Origin of the sequence: Hominifimenecus sp. rT4P-3 (assembly GCF_051055405.1) — a bacterium.
Lineage (GTDB): Bacteria > Bacillota > Clostridia > Lachnospirales > Lachnospiraceae > Pseudolachnospira.
The window spans coordinates 926,368-942,895 of record NZ_CP167068.1; the positions used below are offsets into that span (position 1 = coordinate 926,368).

Annotated in this window: 17 protein-coding genes and 1 riboswitch; of the genes, 15 read left to right on the forward strand and 2 right to left on the reverse strand. The window is 46.2% G+C overall.

Features of this window, described 5'->3' with window-relative positions; all coding sequences use genetic code 11:
* Positions 1–47: 47 nt before the first annotated feature.
* Entirely contained in the window at positions 48–377 is a 330-nt protein-coding gene (locus tag ACCC71_RS04410) for a helix-turn-helix domain-containing protein (protein ID WP_434311212.1), read from the reverse strand.
* Between the two features lie 467 nt (positions 378–844).
* Between ACCC71_RS04410 and ACCC71_RS04415 the strand changes: the two genes are divergently transcribed.
* The 10 genes from ACCC71_RS04415 (at position 845) to ACCC71_RS04460 (ending at position 9,547) form a co-directional block, all read left to right on the forward strand.
* Positions 845–1,324 (forward strand): sigma-70 family RNA polymerase sigma factor, encoded by a 480-nt coding sequence (locus ACCC71_RS04415; RefSeq protein ID WP_434311213.1) that lies wholly within the window; start codon positions 845–847, stop codon positions 1,322–1,324.
* A 520-nt stretch (positions 1,325–1,844) separates the two neighbouring features.
* Positions 1,845–2,243, forward strand: a complete 399-nt coding sequence (locus tag ACCC71_RS04420; RefSeq protein ID WP_434311214.1) for a hypothetical protein — start codon at positions 1,845–1,847, stop codon at positions 2,241–2,243.
* Between the two features lie 14 nt (positions 2,244–2,257).
* Complete coding sequence (locus ACCC71_RS04425; RefSeq protein ID WP_434311215.1) at positions 2,258–2,632, forward strand: type II toxin-antitoxin system PemK/MazF family toxin; 375 nt, start codon at positions 2,258–2,260, stop codon at positions 2,630–2,632.
* A gap of 128 nt (positions 2,633–2,760) precedes the next feature.
* Entirely contained in the window at positions 2,761–3,879 is a 1,119-nt protein-coding gene (locus ACCC71_RS04430) for a tyrosine-type recombinase/integrase (protein ID WP_434311216.1), read from the forward strand.
* Positions 3,880–3,895: 16 nt separating this feature from the next.
* Positions 3,896–5,650: a tyrosine-type recombinase/integrase gene (locus ACCC71_RS04435; RefSeq protein WP_434311217.1), complete on the forward strand. Its 1,755-nt coding sequence runs from the start codon at positions 3,896–3,898 to the stop codon at positions 5,648–5,650.
* Positions 5,640–7,148 carry a tyrosine-type recombinase/integrase gene (locus ACCC71_RS04440; protein WP_434311218.1) on the forward strand — a complete coding sequence of 503 codons (1,509 nt, stop codon included), beginning with the start codon at positions 5,640–5,642 and terminating at the stop codon, positions 7,146–7,148. The genes ACCC71_RS04435 and ACCC71_RS04440 overlap by 11 nt, the downstream gene beginning before the upstream one ends.
* Positions 7,123–7,506, forward strand: a complete 384-nt coding sequence (locus ACCC71_RS04445; RefSeq protein WP_434311808.1) for a DUF6262 family protein — start codon at positions 7,123–7,125, stop codon at positions 7,504–7,506. The genes ACCC71_RS04440 and ACCC71_RS04445 overlap by 26 nt, the downstream gene beginning before the upstream one ends.
* A 325-nt stretch (positions 7,507–7,831) precedes the next feature.
* Positions 7,832–8,059, forward strand: coding sequence for a flavodoxin (locus tag ACCC71_RS04450; RefSeq protein ID WP_434311219.1), 228 nt, complete (start codon positions 7,832–7,834; stop codon positions 8,057–8,059).
* A gap of 112 nt (positions 8,060–8,171) precedes the next feature.
* Positions 8,172–8,858 (forward strand): carboxymuconolactone decarboxylase family protein, encoded by a 687-nt coding sequence (locus ACCC71_RS04455; protein ID WP_434311220.1) that lies wholly within the window; start codon positions 8,172–8,174, stop codon positions 8,856–8,858.
* The gene (locus ACCC71_RS04460; protein WP_434311221.1) at positions 8,855–9,547 is read left to right on the forward strand and encodes a DUF4405 domain-containing protein; all 693 of its coding nucleotides are present in this window, start codon (positions 8,855–8,857) and stop codon (positions 9,545–9,547) included. Before ACCC71_RS04455 ends, ACCC71_RS04460 begins: the two co-directional genes overlap by 4 nt.
* A 63-nt stretch (positions 9,548–9,610) precedes the next feature.
* Here the strand turns inward: ACCC71_RS04460 and ACCC71_RS04465 are convergent, their stop codons facing one another.
* Positions 9,611–10,606, reverse strand: a complete 996-nt coding sequence (locus tag ACCC71_RS04465; protein WP_434311222.1) for an ABC transporter substrate-binding protein — start codon at positions 10,604–10,606, stop codon at positions 9,611–9,613.
* A gap of 277 nt (positions 10,607–10,883) precedes the next feature.
* Between ACCC71_RS04465 and ACCC71_RS04470 the strand changes: the two genes are divergently transcribed.
* From ACCC71_RS04470 to ACCC71_RS04490, 5 genes are all read left to right on the forward strand, one after another.
* The gene (locus ACCC71_RS04470) at positions 10,884–12,500 is read left to right on the forward strand and encodes a DUF975 family protein (RefSeq protein ID WP_434311223.1); all 1,617 of its coding nucleotides are present in this window, start codon (positions 10,884–10,886) and stop codon (positions 12,498–12,500) included.
* A gap of 2 nt (positions 12,501–12,502) precedes the next feature.
* Positions 12,503–13,603: an N-acetylglucosamine-6-phosphate deacetylase gene (gene nagA / locus ACCC71_RS04475; protein ID WP_434311224.1), complete on the forward strand. Its 1,101-nt coding sequence runs from the start codon at positions 12,503–12,505 to the stop codon at positions 13,601–13,603.
* A gap of 110 nt (positions 13,604–13,713) precedes the next feature.
* Positions 13,714–14,016: a YerC/YecD family TrpR-related protein gene (locus ACCC71_RS04480; RefSeq protein ID WP_434311225.1), complete on the forward strand. Its 303-nt coding sequence runs from the start codon at positions 13,714–13,716 to the stop codon at positions 14,014–14,016.
* A 403-nt stretch (positions 14,017–14,419) separates the two neighbouring features.
* Positions 14,420–15,181, forward strand: coding sequence for a formate/nitrite transporter family protein (locus ACCC71_RS04485; protein WP_434311226.1), 762 nt, complete (start codon positions 14,420–14,422; stop codon positions 15,179–15,181).
* 45 nt (positions 15,182–15,226) lie between these two features.
* Positions 15,227–15,326: riboswitch (TPP riboswitch) on the forward strand.
* A gap of 169 nt (positions 15,327–15,495) precedes the next feature.
* Positions 15,496–16,524: an ABC transporter substrate-binding protein gene (locus ACCC71_RS04490; protein ID WP_434311227.1), complete on the forward strand. Its 1,029-nt coding sequence runs from the start codon at positions 15,496–15,498 to the stop codon at positions 16,522–16,524.
* Positions 16,525–16,528: the final 4 nt, after the last annotated feature.

A 16,528-nucleotide genomic window follows, 5' to 3' on the forward strand; every position in this document is an offset into this window, starting at 1 on the left:
GTTAGAAAAAGACGGCTGCTTAAACCGATTGATTTAAGCAGCCGTCTTTAGTTTTCGCTTTTGAATGTATCTGCCTGCTGACACAGAAGAATATACTTTTGGATTTCTTTTTCACTTTTTCCGGAAAAGAAATCCACAACGCTTTTAGAAATGCCATCGGTCTGGATGTTTTGAAAAACAGCAGCATCAATGCTGATATTCAACTCTTTTGCAATCGTGGCAACCGTCTCAAAGCGCGGACTACTTTTGCAGCGTTCAATTTCTATGATTGTTCGCACACTCATGTGCAGATTGTCTGCCAACTGCCTCTGTGTTAAATTCCGCCTGATTCTTGCGGCACGGACATCGGCAGCAAACAAATCCAGCGGATTCTTCATTGCACCTCACCTCATATATATTTTAGTATGCGCTAACGCTCATATAAATAACTATTAAACTCATATAGAGTGAGTTACTAATCATATTTTGGAGGGGAAGAATTAAAAATGAACACAATTATGGCACGGAGGTTAAAATGAAGGGGTTATCCAAAAGACTTTCGGAGATTTTCAAAGAACAAAAAATTATACAGCAACACAGGCGGCGGGCTACACTCATGCAAGTGAGTTTTAGCTCGTTTTATATGTGCTTTGGATTATATTTCCATCATGTCTCCCCTACATTTCGGACTTAGCTCTGCAGTGTTTTCAAAATAAATATAGCCATTACAAAGGTGCACAAGCGGGTATCCATGCCTGCCAGTGTGCCTTTTTTGATATTCAGGGTATCGGTAGCGTCGGCTGCCGCAGTCCTCCGGGTCAATCGTTTTGATTTGTTCAACAACGATTGATAGGAGGTAAAAGTCATGGATGAGAGACATCCGAAAAGAAGAAAAGACAAAAACAACCCATACACTCTGAGCATTGCAGGCGGCAGATTTTATCTGTCCTTTCGTGATGGGATGGGTGTGCTTCATGAAATGGAAGTTGACGGTGAGCTGTATCGGCTTCTAAACGCATTCGAGCTGGAGGATCTGTCCTATCTCAATGAATGGGACAGGCATATTGAACAATCCGAACTGTCAGAAGGAACACTGGAGCAGCGAATGAACAGAACTCCCTGCACGGTGGAAGAAACTGTGTATCGGGCAATCCAATATGATCAGCTCCATCAGGCGATTGACCATCTTCCAAAAGTACAGCGCAGGCGGCTGATCCTGTATTATTTCTATGATTTTACATATGAGAAAATTGCGGAAATAGAGGGCTGCTCGATTATGCCGGTAAAGCGATCCATAGACCGTGCTTTAGAAAAAATAAAAAGTTTTTTTGAAAACAGGGGCTAAAAAACGCTTCTAAGTGAGGAAACAGGTGAAGGAATATCCTTTGCCTGTTTTTTCTGATGAGGAAGGACAGGCGTTGCTCTTTGAAAATTTCATAGTACAGCGCATTTTTTACTTTCCCTCTGCTGTCGGCAAAACCGGCAAGCTACATGAGCGAATTCACGGACAGGCATTCAACAAGAAGTGTCCGATGGCTTCAAGATTCAGACGGTGCGGTGCATCCGCAGCGAAGGCCATGACAGGCAGGGGTATTAAAGATACTTGCGTCCAGTCCTAAAGCCGAGCGTTGAAGCGAGCATGAGCATCGTGAGCCGTCGCAGCAAAGGAGGGCGCCTCGCAGAGAACCTGGGAGGGGTGAGATTCCCATGAGGTCAAATGCATGACCGGAAAATGCGTTCCCATGAGCCGAGGGATGGCGTGGATCAAATATCGGCAGACAAACGAAACGATTGATATCACAAGGCCGCGGTCTGCACAAACAGCGGATCGCAGCCTTTTACATAATCAGAAGGAGGAATTAAGTATGAATGAAAAAGACCAAAAAATCATTGAAGAAGAAATCCTCGGCAAAGGTCATGTCGGGTATGCATATATATATCCTTTTAGCGGCGGCAGGCAGGAATATGTTTTTGACATGACTTCGGAGCATATCGCCAATTTCCTCGGCGCTCATCAGTTTGACGCAGAAAAGATTATTCTGACGGACATGCTGGACAGGCTGATTCTGAATACGATAGGCGGCTTTATTGACCAATGCCCGGATCAGGATTTGTGCCGTCAGATTATTCCCCTGCTTGCTCCCATTCAGATGGGCGAAGCAGAAGCGAAGGAAATCCCTATGGTTACAATGGAAGCCTTTGACGAATACGGCAGGCTGGAAGACGAAATGGTGACGATGGCTGAGTACGGTATGGAACTGTGACAGGAGGCAAGCGTATGGAGATTAAGCGGGGCGATATATATTACGCAGACTTAAATCCTACCGTGGGCTGTGAACAGGGCGGCGTCCGTCCCGTCCTCATTATACAGAACAATGTAGGCAATCATTTCAGCCCGACTGTCATTGCGGCCGCCATTACCAGCAGAAGAAAAAAGGATATGCCGACTCATGTTTTGCTGGATGAAGAAGGGACAAGGCTCTTTGCCGACTCCCGCATTATGCTGGAACAGGTGCGGACAATCGACCGGGAACGGCTGAAGGAATATATCGGCAGCGCCAATGCAGCGACCATGCAGTATGTGGATCACGCCATAGCTGTGAGTTTTGGTTTGGATGAGCTGCTGGCACAGCAGGAAGAAACAGAAAAATGATTCGGAACGTTGTTGGTTATGCCCGGTTTGAAAGAGAAAAATTCTCTCATATTTATTGCGGTTTGCGCTGGATATTGAAAGCACAACACGGTATACTGTGTATTGCGTAAAGGAAAGGAGGCCGGCAGATGAAACGGTATAAAGTTGAATCCATATCGGAAAACATAAAGAAATACTTTTTTATCCGTGATTATGATACAATGGACATCGTGCTTCTGCCGACCAAGTACCTGAAGCATAAAATCATGTCCAACCGTTCGCCAAATACGGTGAGACGATCCGCCTTTGCCATCTGTTATTATCTGGAATACCTGAATGAAATGCAGATGGAAATACCGCAGGTCTATGATCTGGACTTTGAGAAGCAGAACGAACATTTTGTAAATTTCCTATATTGGCTGAAAGCCGGAAATCATACGCAGAAGGAAAATATAAAACCGATTCATAACGGAACCTGTAACGCATACTTAGAAGATGTGTTCAGGTTCTTTCTTTATATCGAGGCACAGTATGAACAGCTTGGCGACCTCAAGGTGCTGTCCTACAACTATCATGTTGCCGCCAACGCCGTAGGTGTAAAGAAAAAGCTCCGCTATCAGTCCTTCAAAGGATACCTGAAAGCGGAGGATCGAAAGGTCAGACCAGCCGAGCATAACGAAATCGTTACAATTCTGCAAGCCTGCACAAACTGCCGCGACCAGCTCCTCCTGCTGCTAATTGCCGAGACAGGTTTCCGCATAGGAGAAATCCTCGGCGTGGATTACGCCCATGATATTGATTATCAAAACCACTTGATAGGCGTATACTTCCGTGACGACAATGAAAATGACGCCAGAGCCAAGAATGCGGAATATCGAAAAGCACGGATCAGCGACGATACCTACGAGTTTTTAATGTACTATCTTGCAGAGTATCGAGAGCTTCTCCAGCATCAGAGATACCTGTTTGTCAATATCTCCGGCAATACCACAGGGCAGCCGTTAAAGGTGGACAGTGTTTACGATATGTTAAACCGTATGGAGAAAAAGACAGGGATTGACCTGACTCCTCATATGCTCCGCAGGTATTTCGCCAATATGCGGAGAAAAGACGGCTGGCGGCTGGAACTGATCCAACAGGCTCTCGGACATAAACACTTGGATACCACCATTCGATATCTGAATATTATCGACGATGAGCTGATAGAAGCCAGTCAGGAATTTTACGCAAAGCATTCTGCACTATACGGTGTAGAAAAACTGCTGTAGAAGGAGGTGGCGAAAAATGCCCGCATACGCACTGAGACAATGGCAAGCGGAAGAAAAACCGTTTACCCTGCCGGAAGAAATATCAGAAATCATTGACGGCTGTCAGGATGTATGCAGTACGGCGAAAAGGAAGCTGAAGCAGTTTCTTCGGAAAGAAAGAATCCAAAGCATTTTTGAAATGGATTACCCACTCAGGAAAGCCTTCGAAGAATATTTGCAAATCAATGAGGGAATCCGACAGACAAACCGTTATATACTGGCCTTTGACCGCGCGAAACAAGCGCATATCCGACAGCAGACGAAAACCATCGCCGGCGGCTTCGAGTATCAATGGCGGCTGGAAGATAAAATCCTGTTCCTCCCATACCATCCGAATCAAACAATAGAGATGGAATTTGATTCCGTCAGACATAAGCCCAATATGGTATGGGATTTCAAACGAAACTGCCCAATGTCTTTAAAACAGCAGATATTCCAAGTGCTGAATAGCGTTGTCGATATTTTCAAAGAACCAAGACGGCGGGAATTCCGACTTTCAGGGCTGCAGTGCTTGTATGATTTCTGTGTGGAGTACGGAATCAAAGACATTGAAGCAATGGACGCTAAAGAGGAAACCAAATTTGAGCAGTACCTTGCAGAGCATACAACGAGCAACACCCGAAAAGAACTGTTGCTGCCGATATTGAACTATTGTAGAAAAACACTCTTTCTGCAAAGCGATGAAATCAACTGGGATGCCAATGTGTGGTATTTAGACAGGCTGCACCTTCCGAAAAACAGAATAAATCCAAGCAGCTCGTTCGCCAGCATATCCTTTGCAGAGATTCCACATCCGGGTGACCGGCAGTGTGCAAAAGAATATATGAAATACCAGTTCGGCGTTACAAGCAGGGCTGTAAGCACAATCACAATAGGATACCACGGACTGCGAAATATGCTGGTATGGTTTAACGAGCAGGGACAATCCATATGCGACTGCACGAAAGAACAGATGGAACGCTACATCAAAGAGCTGCAGAATCAGCAAATCGCTGCGAAAACCTATAATGAATATCTTGTTGGGATTTACCAATTCCTCAGTTTCCTAACGGTACGGGGATATGCCAAAAAAGTCCCCTTCCGCTTGGAATACTACCAAAAGAAAGTAATACCTACGCACCATGATCGGAGCGTATCACCGGAAGTATGCATGGAAATGCTGAAAAAGCTCCCCCTTCTGCCGGAGCATTTGCGGTGTATGTACCTGCACCTGTGGTGCATCGGGCTTCGGATCAGCGAGGTATGTACCTTAAAAGGAAATGCATATTACCGTCAGGGAGAGGACGCATGGATACAGGTGTATCAGGTCAAGATGAAAACTTATAAGCGGATACCGATATCTGACGGACTATATAGAATCATGCAGGTGTACATCAAAAGAAACGGCATCGCCCCGGATGACTACCTCTTTACCAATCAATACGGCGGCGCCTACCGGTCGCAGACCTTCCGCTATCAGATGAAGAAGTTCTGCAGCGACAATGCCATAGAAGGAGGTGAATACTTATTCCAATCTCACGATTACCGCCATACGGTAGCGACCTTTTTCTACGACAGCGGCGTGTCACTGCAAAGCATACGGGATTATCTCGGTCACGATTATGAGGAAATGACTGAGCAGTACATCGACTATATGCCGAGAAAGATCGCAGCGGCAAACACAGAATTTTTCGGGAAACCGGGCAACAGCCTGGCTTCCTGCCTGAAGAAAGGAGGCAAATATGGACAATAAGGTGTTCTACCGAGAATTGGAGTGCGGGATAACCGCCATTCAAAATGGGGAAAACCTTGATGCGGAAACCGATTGCTTTGACCTATCCCTGCTCCCTACTGACGCCATGAGGGAAGAATTCGGCCGATACCTCCTGCACAGAGGAATAGAAGTCTCCCTGACAACCATCAAGGCTGATAAAACCTATTATAAACAGCTTTGTCAAGCGATTCAGAGAGCAAGAAAGAAGCCCCAAAGCTTTACCGACTGGAATGAAAAGGAATGGATAAAGCTGCTCCATATATGGATGCTGGGAAATGGCAAGCCACTCTTCTGTGAGAAGAAAAGCACCTATGGAACAATAACCAAAGCGCAGCCTCGCTTGATTAGATATGTAATGTGCATCCTCCGATTTTTACAGCCGCAGGATCAGCGGCCGGAGAAAGAAAAAGATATATGGCGTTTGGATAACTTAGGGATTGTGATAAACGAAAACCCGATTTACAAGACGGAAACGCTAAACTTTACAGGAATATCACAAGAAGGTATTCGGGAAGAATTCAAGCAGGCGGTTTATCAGCACCTGAAATTTGAAAGACTCGGAACTGTGCAGCGGGAAATGACTTCCATGCGTCAATTTTCAGCCTACCTGAGAGAAAAGGCAAAGGGCATCAAATCATGCTCCGAGATTGACAGAGTGTTATTAGAAGATTACCTGATCCACAGAGCAACGGACGGAAGCTCCGGCAGAAGCAACAGTGATAGCATTCTGAAATTACGAAATGTGCTTGAAACCATCGGAAAAATATGCGGATACCCGAACTTGGAACGGCTGTTTATCAGCACAGACATTCCTTCCGAAATCCAGCCGGAATTCAAAACCTACTCGGAAAGCGAACTAAAAAGGCTGAACGCACAGATCACCAAGCTGGATGTACAGCTTACAAGGTGCATGGTCATTCATCAAATGCTCGGAACGAGAATCTCGGATACACTGACACTGCGGCGGGATTGCCTCTCCAATCGGAACGGCTTAGACATCATACGAATTCAGCAGGTCAAAACCAGCACCTATGAAAAGCCAATCAGTGCAGAACTTGCCGCCTTGATCCGCAAAGCCATCGAATGCTCCGAACAGCAGCATGGTGAGTCAGAATACATCTTCGTAGATGCAAAGAACAACAGCAGACCGCTTCAATACACAACTATCAAGCACAAAGTTCTCGGACTGATTCAAAAGGAAGGCTTGACAGATGATGAGGGCAAGCCCTTCCGCTTCGGATCACATATGTTCCGACGCTCATACGGAGTAAAACTGACAGAACTGCACTTGGATGACTGGACGATTGCCAAGCTGCTGGGACACAAGAGCCTCGGTGCGGTCAAGCATTACCGCAAGATGAGCAACCAACTGTTGGCAGACGAGACTCGACGGGCAAGAGAAGCACAGACAAGAATCCTGCTGGCACACTTAGAAGGATGGGGTGATGAATATGAGCAAATACGACAGGATGATTGAAATCAATAAAGAACGCAGCGACGAGAAAATAGCCTCTGCGAAAAGGGCGATCCGAAAACTAATGGAAAATGGTGAACGGATTTCTGTACCGCAGCTTATGAAGATGACAGGGCTGTCGAGAGGATTTTTTTACAAGAATGCAATTGTGAGAGCCGAAATAGACCGCGCCATAGAACAACAGGCAGGAACGGTCGATCCCCGGAGAAGCATCCTTGATCAAGCGATGGACAGCCAGATCGAACTTCTTAGGCAGCAGGTCGCAGAACTGAAGCGTGAGAACGCCAAGCTGCTGACAGAAAATCAAAGACTGCAAAAGGCGCTGAATAAGAAAAGCCTGAACATTATCAAAAACTTATAATAAACGAATTCATACATAGAGCCAGCGGCATTATTGAACCGCTGGCTCTGTCAGTTATAACCGAAAGGTATATACTGTAAAACTAATAGAGACTTCTGCTTTCTCTTTCAAAGAGGTATCATTCATAATAGGCATAACAACATATGCAATCAAAGTATTTGCTATGTGGGCGATAGCGCAATATAATTTAAAGTGAGGTTTCCATTTCTTCAACTTAGAAAAAGGAAACGGAACACAAAACACATTTTTGTATGGCGTTACGCCCCGTGTTTTCAAGGGATTACAGAGGTGGGCTACAGTTTAGTATCCGAACTGGTGGGGCGATATGCCGATGATTCTCTATACATTCTTTGACAGTTATGATCTGTCCGGCAAAACGATCGCTCCGTTTTGCACAAGCGGCGGCAGCGGCCTTTCCAACACCGTAAACGAAATGAAAGAACTTGAGCCGAGTGCAGCGGTAACAACTGGACTGCACATCGGAAGTTCCTCTGCGTCGAATCCCGATCAAGCCGTAAGCGAGTGGCTGGCTGAAATCGGCCTTGCCGAATAGGAGAAAATGATATGAAAAAATATTTATCTGCTTTTATAGCGATAATGCTTGCTTTTTCTTTAGTGGATTGCAGTCAGACGGAAAATTAGAAGATCTGAGAGGAGATGTGAAAATGAATTTACGAATAACAGATACGGAATTTATGGAACGTTTTGAACATTTTGCTTTTAACGAAGTGCCAAACGAAGAAAATCAGCAGTTAGAGGAAAAGACACGCTATCTGGCGATTTTGGCGGCGTTGATCGGCAGCGCCAGCGAGGACGCTTTCAAAGAAATGCTCCCAAAAGCATTGGAAAATGGTATCACGCCAATCATGGCAAAGGAAATTGTTTATCAGGCGACCGATTATTGCGGCTATGGCAGAATGCTGCCGTTTTTGAACGCCACCAATGAAATATTGACCGAAAAGGGCATAGCGCTTCCGCTTGACGGTCAGGCAACAACAACGCTTGAAAATCGGCTTGAAAAAGGCATTGCGGCGCAAGCAGAAATATTCGGAGAGCATATGAAAGAAGCCTGGAAATCCGGACATATCAACCGGTGGCTTGCCGCTAACTGCTTTGGCGACTACTATACACGAAAGGGGCTTACCCTTTCGGAGCGTGAAATGATAACCTTTTGTTTCCTTATGGCACAAGGCGGCTGTGAACCGCAGCTGATCGCCCATGCGAAAGGAAATATCCATATGGGAAACAAAAAAGAGTTTCTGATTTGTGTTGTTTCTCAATGCCTGCCTTATATCGGTTATCCCCGCAGCTTAAATGCGATTGCCTGTATCCATAAGGCGGTGGAAGAATGAAGCCCAAAAGAATCATAAAACGGGTGATTGATATTCTGATGACCGTCCTGCTTTTGTTTCTAATGGGGTACCAGTTTTGGGGAGAAACCGCGCACGAATGGATGGGAGCCGGAATGTTCGCCCTTTTCATTGCTCATCATTTGCTCAATTGGAATTGGTACAAAAGCATCTTCAAAGGAAAATATACGGCTTTGCGTACCTTAACGCTTTGTGGTGATATGCTTGTATTGGCCGCGATGATTGCGCAGATGTACAGCGGAATTGTGATGTCGCGCTATGTGTTCGCTTTTTTACCGATGGGCGGTAGTATGTCGTTTGCCCGCAGACTTCACATTCTTGGCGCTTATTGGGGATTGCTTTTGATGAGCCTGCATTTGGGCCTCCATTGGAATATGGTAATCCATATGCTGAGAAATCATATTTGTGAGAAGCGGATGTCAAAATTCAGTAAAATGACTGCTCCCATAACCGGAATCTTAATTGCGGGCTACGGTGTGTTTGCTTTCGTCAAAAGAGATTTTCTCACGTATCTCTTTTTGAAAAGTGAGTTTGTATTTTTCGATTACGGTGAGCCGAAAATATTATTTTATATGGATTATCTTGCATTGGTGGGGCTGTGTATCCTCATTGCTCATTACGGCTCAAAATTATGTAGGCAAATGAGCAAAAATAGGCGGGAGCAAAAATAAATTCGACCAAAGAAAAAGAGCGGCGAGCTTTTGCTTGCCGCTCAGAAAATAGGAATTTTGAAGTTATTCGGCTGCCTTTTTGGCGTACTCGGTGGTCACCAGTTTGTCATAAGGGGCTCTGGCAGACAACTCGCCTGCTTCATCCAGAATATCCTGTAACAGATCAAAACTGCTTTCTTCAAAAATCATATCGTTTTTCCAGGTGTCCTGTTCCTTATAGCGTTCTACAATAGTGGCAATCGTAGATTCTTCCGTTTCCGGGAACTGGGGCTTGATGGTTTTCGCGATTTCTTCCGAGCTATGGCTGTTTACATATTCAATGCCTTTCTGCATGGCATTGGTGAACTTCTGAATAATATCGCTATTTTTTTCAATATAGCTGGCCTGGGCGCAGTAAGCCGTGTAAGGAACATAGCCGGAATCTACGCCGAGAGAGGCGACCACGTGTCCGGAACCTTCCAGTTCAAGGCTGGTGGCAAAGGGCTCGAATTCTACGGTAAAGTCTGCGTCACCGCTGGTAAATGCGGCTGCTGTCAATCCGAACTGAATACTCTGATCAATGTTTAGATCCTTGGCTGGGTCAATATTATTTTGTTTCAAAATATACTCAAAGACCATCTGAGGCATTCCGCCTTTCCGGCCGCCAAGTACGTTTTTCCCTTTCAGGTCATCCCAGGTAAAAGAATCCATCGGCTCTCTGGCGACAAGGAAGTTTCCAGCTCTCTGGGTCAGCTGGGCAAAGTTGATAAAATAGTCGTCGGCTCCTTGGTTGTAGACATAGATGGATGATTCGCTTCCCATAAAGCCGATATCCGCATCGCCTGCGATCAAAGATGTCATAACATTGTCTGCACCGGCTCCGTTCACAAGGGTCAATTCGATCCCTTCTTCTTGGAAATAGCCGAGTTCAATCGCCGCATACTGGGGCGCATAGAAGATAGAGTGGGCAACCTCGTTCAGGGTAATCTTGGTCAGTTCCTCCTCTTTCTGGCCGCAGCCGGCGGCGCACAGGCCAAAGAGCAGAACCATCACAAGAAAGGATGGCAAAATTTTCTTCATGGAAGTCCTCCTAAAAAATTTTCATACTATAACATATGGGGAATGCGTGAAACGGTGCGCGGAGGAAATCGAAACTTTCCATTGACATGAGATTCATGAGCAGTTAGACTGAAAAAAGGTTTTATCCGGCAGGGCGGTCGCGTCTGACCGGAAGATAAAAGGCGGATTGGCCCTTGTCAACGGAAGGTATGGGTGAAGGATGAAGAAAAGAGCCATATGGAGTCGGAAATCGCTGAAGAAAAGCGCAAAAGGAGTATTAAAAAGAAGCTACTGGAGAATGCTGGCCATTTGTTTTATTTTAGCATTTGTGGTCGGAGAATATTCGGATACCCTAATGCTGTTTGAGTCCTATGATTCTACCGAAGCTGCTCCTAATAGCGTGGAAACCACCCGACTGCCGACCGGTAAGAGCAATTCGGAGATTGTCAATGAATTGTTGAACCAGGGCGCGCCGCCGGACGTATCCAATAGTAAGTATACGAATGGTGTATTCGCGGATATTTTTAACAATGTGACCCAATCTGGTTCGTTTTTGTTTGGGATTTTGAATGTATTCAACCAGGCGTTTTTTCATGACCAGGTCGGCGCCAGCGTCGTGTTGGGAATTGGAATGTTGATTTTGGCGTTTTATTGGTTTTGGGTCAAGAATGTTTTAAAAGTAGCCGGCTGCCGGTTCTTTTTGGAACTTTCTATCTATGAAGGGACACCGCTTTCCCGACTAACCTTCCCCATACGGGTACGAAAGATCTGGAATATTGCAAAAATTATGTTTTTTACCTACCTCTATCAATGGCTCTGGACGCTGACTATTGTGGGAGGAATTATCAAAGCATATTCTTATCGGATGGTGCCCTATATTTTAGCGGAAAATCCGGCGGTAAGCCGGAAGGAAGCCATCACTTTGTCCAGACATATGATGAAGGGAAACAAATGGCGCGCCTTTCTGCTCGATATATCGTTTTTTCCCTGGCGGATTCTCAATCTGGCGACGGGCGGACTGCTGAATCTGTTTTTTCTCAATCCTTATCGTACTTTGGCCAATACAAATCTATATCTGGAATTGCGGCAATCGGCGTTGGAGCGGGCAATTCCCTATTCCGAGTGTCTGAACGACCGATATTTGGCAAAACAGCCTCCTTTTGCAGAAGGGCAGACAGCGCCTCTTCAGGAATATCCGGTCCACCTTTATCCGATTCCGGAAGTGGAACGGCGTCAGTGGATTCAAGTGGATTGGCGGCGGAGTTATTCGCTGGGAAATCTGATTTTGCTGTTCTTTTCCTTTTCCTTGATCGGCTGGCTTTGGGAGGTCAGCCTGCATTTATCCACCGATGGGTTTGTAAACCGGGGTGTGCTGCATGGCCCCTGGCTTCCCATCTATGGAAGTGGAGGAATCCTGATTTTGGTCCTTTTGCAAAAAGTGAGAGAGCGGCCATGGTTAACCTTTGGTCTTACCATTGTGATTTGCGGCATCGTGGAATATTTTACCGCCTGGTATCTGGAAGTCACCAAGGGAACCAAATGGTGGGATTACAGCGGCTATCTGTTAAATCTAAACGGAAGGATCTGCGCGGAAGGACTTTTGGTCTTTGGCGTTGGCGGTATGGCGATTATTTATCTGGGAGCCCCCTTGCTGGATGAATTATATCGAAAGATACCGAAGGGAAAGAAATGGTTTCTCTGCACGGTTCTTGTGACAGTTTTCGCCATTGATGCGGCATACTCCAGCGTTCACCCCAATACCGGGAAAGGAATCACGGATTATGGAGCAAGGCCAGCGTTTCATCAACAGGTATGCTATGGGGATGCCGCGGAGAAAAATTTTCTGGGAATAAGGGAAGCTCATCCTAAGACCAGAAGACGAGATTTGCAAGGAATCTGGGCAAGTAAGGAGTGAGCATGCGTGTTCGAAATGGAAGGGTCTTTGGCCCGGATGGGAAATTTCATAATCAGGACATCTATATCGAGAATGGAAGATTTGCAGCAGAGAGCAGGGATGGCAGAGAATTTGATGCTTCCGGTTGTTACTTGATTCCGGGACTGACAGATCTGCACTTCCATGGCTGCATGGGAGCGGATTTTTGTGATGCAACTCCGGAATCGCTGCTTCGGATTGCCAGTTATGAAGCTTCCAATGGCATTGTCAACATCTGCCCGGCTTCTATGACCTTGCCGGAAGCACAGTTGAGGAAGGTTTATCAGAATGCGGCGGCCTATCAACAGCAGGGCGGCTCGCATCTGGTGGGAATCCATATGGAAGGCCCGTTTTTTTCTTATGAGAAGAGAGGCGCGCAGAATGCCGCTTATCTGATGGCGCCCGATGCAGCGATGGTGCGCCGTTTACAGAAAGCAGCGGACGGGAAGATAAAATTAGTGGATGTGGCGCCGGAGACGGAAGGCGCCTTGGCCTTTATCCGGGAATTAAAAGGGGAGTTTCGCCTTTCCTTGGCCCACACCAATGCGGATTACGATCAAGCAGTGGCGGGCTTTCAAGCGGGAGCAACCCAGGTTACGCATCTTTATAATGGGATGAGCGGAATGAATCATCGTGCTCCCGGCGTGGTAGGGGCGGCGCTGGAGAATGAGAGTTGTTTTGTGGAATTGATTTGCGACGGCGTCCATGTGGCGGCTCCGATGATTCGAAATACCTTTAAAATGTTTGGAGATGACCGTATTATCCTTATCAGCGATAGTATTTCTGCGACAGGAATGCCGGACGGCATGTACGAGTTGGGAGGCCAAGCGGTTCGTGTGGAGGGAGGAACGGCAATTGTCACAGCCACGGGAAAAATTGCAGGCTCCACCTCGAATCTGATGGAGTGTCTTCGATTTGTGGTCAAGGAGGCAAAAATCCCGTTGGAGTCAGCCGTGAAATGTGCAACCATCAACCCGGCCAAAAGTCTTGGCATTGAAGACGAGTACGGCAGTATTGAGCCGGGAAAGAGGGCGCAGCTGGTATTTTTAGATGAAGATTTGGCGGTTTCTGCCGTTTGGTTTTAAATGGCCCCTTGGTTTTCTGAATTTCTCCGGGATTTTAGTTGACAGTAAAACTTTACAGTGCTAAACTAATGCTTATAGAAAGTGTGAACTCAAATTCAGGGGGAATTCTCATGAATAAGAAATTGAAGACGGAGACCGTAGACGGGCTTTTTCAAGCGGTGCTGCAGCTGAAAAATGTAGAGGAGTGTTATGCTTTTTTTGAGGATGTGTGTACGGTAAACGAGCTGCTTTCTTTTGCCCAGCGCTATGAGGTGGCGCGGATGCTCCGCAAGGGAAAAACTTATTTGGAGATCGCGGAGAAAACCGGAGCTTCTACGGCTACGATCAGCCGCGTGAATCGTTCTTTGAATTATGGGAACGACGGTTATGACATGATTTTTGAAAGACTGGAAAAAGAAGAGAAGGAAAAATAAGAGCGTGGAAAAGAAAACAGGTGGAAGCCTGTTTTTTCTTTACTAAAATTCCGATGCCAAAAGGTCTCTGGGGAAAAGGGGGGGGGGAATATTTTGTAGAGTTTCGGAGTGAGTACTTCTAGGATTCCAAAAATTTGTAAAAAGCATGCACAAAAATAAGAAACTCGCTGCGCTCAAACAGTCTTATTTTTGTTTATAATACAAATTTTCAGAATCGAAGAAGTACGAACACTCCTGCAAATACAAAATATTCCCCCCTTTTCCCCAGAGACCTTTTGATATCGGAATCTTACGAAGCGGTAAAATTTTTTAATAAAGCTAGAAGGGAAAAGAAGAAGGAAAAATAATTGACTTTCTTGGGAGAACGTGATAAATTTAACATATTCAGGAAAGGAGAGAGCGTATGTTCAAAGATGAATTTCAGGCAGTATGTAATGCGGGAGGGGCCAAGATCAACCTGATGAAGAAGAATCCGACGGGTTACTTTGTATCTTCGATGGTGGCCGGAATGTTTATCTCTTTTGGCAGCTTTGTGGCTTTTGTGTTCGGCAGTATCATTTTTAATGGGGACGCGGCCTATTGGACCAAGGCGGTTCAGGCGTTTGCTTTTGCTGCTGCTTTAAGCTTGGTGATTACGGCGGGCGCCGAGTTGTTTACGGGCAATAATTTTGTGCTTGGAGCCGCTGCGATGCGTAAGAGCGTATCCTGGGGAGATGCCTGCAAGCTGTGGATCTTTTGCTGGATTGGAAACTTAGTCGGCTCCTTGCTGTCGGTTCTGGTTTTCCATCTGACAAAGATACCGACGGGAGCTGTGGGAGAGTATTTTACCCAGATTTCGGCTGGAAAGGTTGGACTGGGACCGGTAGAGCTGCTGAGCCGTGCGGTTTTGTGCAATATTCTGGTTTGCTTGGCTGTATGGTGCAGTATTAAAATGAAGACGGAATCTGGAAAGCTGATTATGGTTTTCTGGTGTATCTTTGTTTTCATGGTCTGCGGCTTTGAGCATAGCGTTGCCAATATGAGTATTGAGGGCGTGGCGCTGTTTAACGGCGGTATTTCCCTGGGAGAATATCTCTACAGCGTGATTTTAGCTACGGTTGGAAACATGGTGGGCGGCATTGTGTTTGTGTCGCTTCCGTACCACCTGATCTCCAAAGAAAAATAGAACTTGCATCGAAAAAAATTTCATGCTATAATTTTTACATATTTTCATATGGGCTGGGGGTGCCGAAAGGCTGAGAGGACGTAAAGTCCAACCCTTTGAACTTGATTTGGTTAATGCCAACGTAGGGAAGCAGAACGAAAACAGAGGGACTTTCCATGGATGGGAAGTCCCTTTTTATACGTTAAAGTTCTTATGGCAAAGGAGCCTGATGTGAAAAGTATTGGAATATTTTTCACGCCAAGGTCTTTTGCCTAGGAACTGCCGTATAAAAGATGTTCCGCGGAGGATATACGGGCGCGAAGGAGGATGTTGAAATGAAAAAAGGAAGATGGATAGCCGCGCTGACGGCGATGGTTTTTCTGGCGGCTGGATGTTCCGGCCAAGGAAACGCGGAGGGGACAACCCCTATGGCGGGGGAGGAAAGCGCTGGGGAGACGGAGCTGGATGTGGTTTTAGACTGGTATCCCAATGCGGTCCATGCCTTCCTCTATATCGCCCAGGAAAAGGGTTATTTTGAGGAAGAGGGCTTGAAAGTAAACGTGCTGTATCCGGTCAATGGCAACGATGCGGTGGCCTTGACGGCGGCTGGGAAGGCGGATATCGGTTTTTACTACCAGGAGGATACGATCATCACCAAGACCAACGAGGACGTACCGGTAAAATCCATCGGGACCGTAGTCCAGGGACCGATCAGTATCTTTGCGGCCCTGGAAGAAACAGGGATTCAGACTCCGGCGGATTTTAAAGGAAAAACCATCGGCTACAGCAGTACGGAATTTGGAAAAAAAGCAATTGAAACAGCGGTAAAAAATGTGGGTCTCTCCTTGGATGATATCGAGCTGATCGACGTGGGCTTTGATCTCACCAGTTCGATGACGACAGGAAACGTGGACGCTACCTATGGCTGCTTTGTAAACCATGAAGTTCCGGCGCTGGAAGAAAAGGGATTTACCGTCCACTATTTTTCTCCCACGGAATATGGAGTGCCCAATTACTATTCGCTGATTCTGGTAGCCGGGGAGAAAAATCTTGAGGAGAAGGAGGATGCCTATACCGGATTTTTGCGCGCCTGCCAGAAGGGATTTCAGGATATGAAGGAAAGCCCGGAAGAGGCGCTGAAAATCCTGATGGACAATCAGAGTGTGGACAACTTTCCGCTTTCCGAATATGTGGAGACCAGAAGTTTTGAGGTGCTTCTGCCTTTGATGGAGCAGGAGGGCTCTCCCTTTTTAACCCAGGATAAACAAGTCTGGCAGAATAATATCGACTGGCTGAAGCAGGCGGGAATTACAGAGAAGGCCCTGACGCCAGATGATTTTGTCGTAAACTTGCTGGCGGAATAGGAGG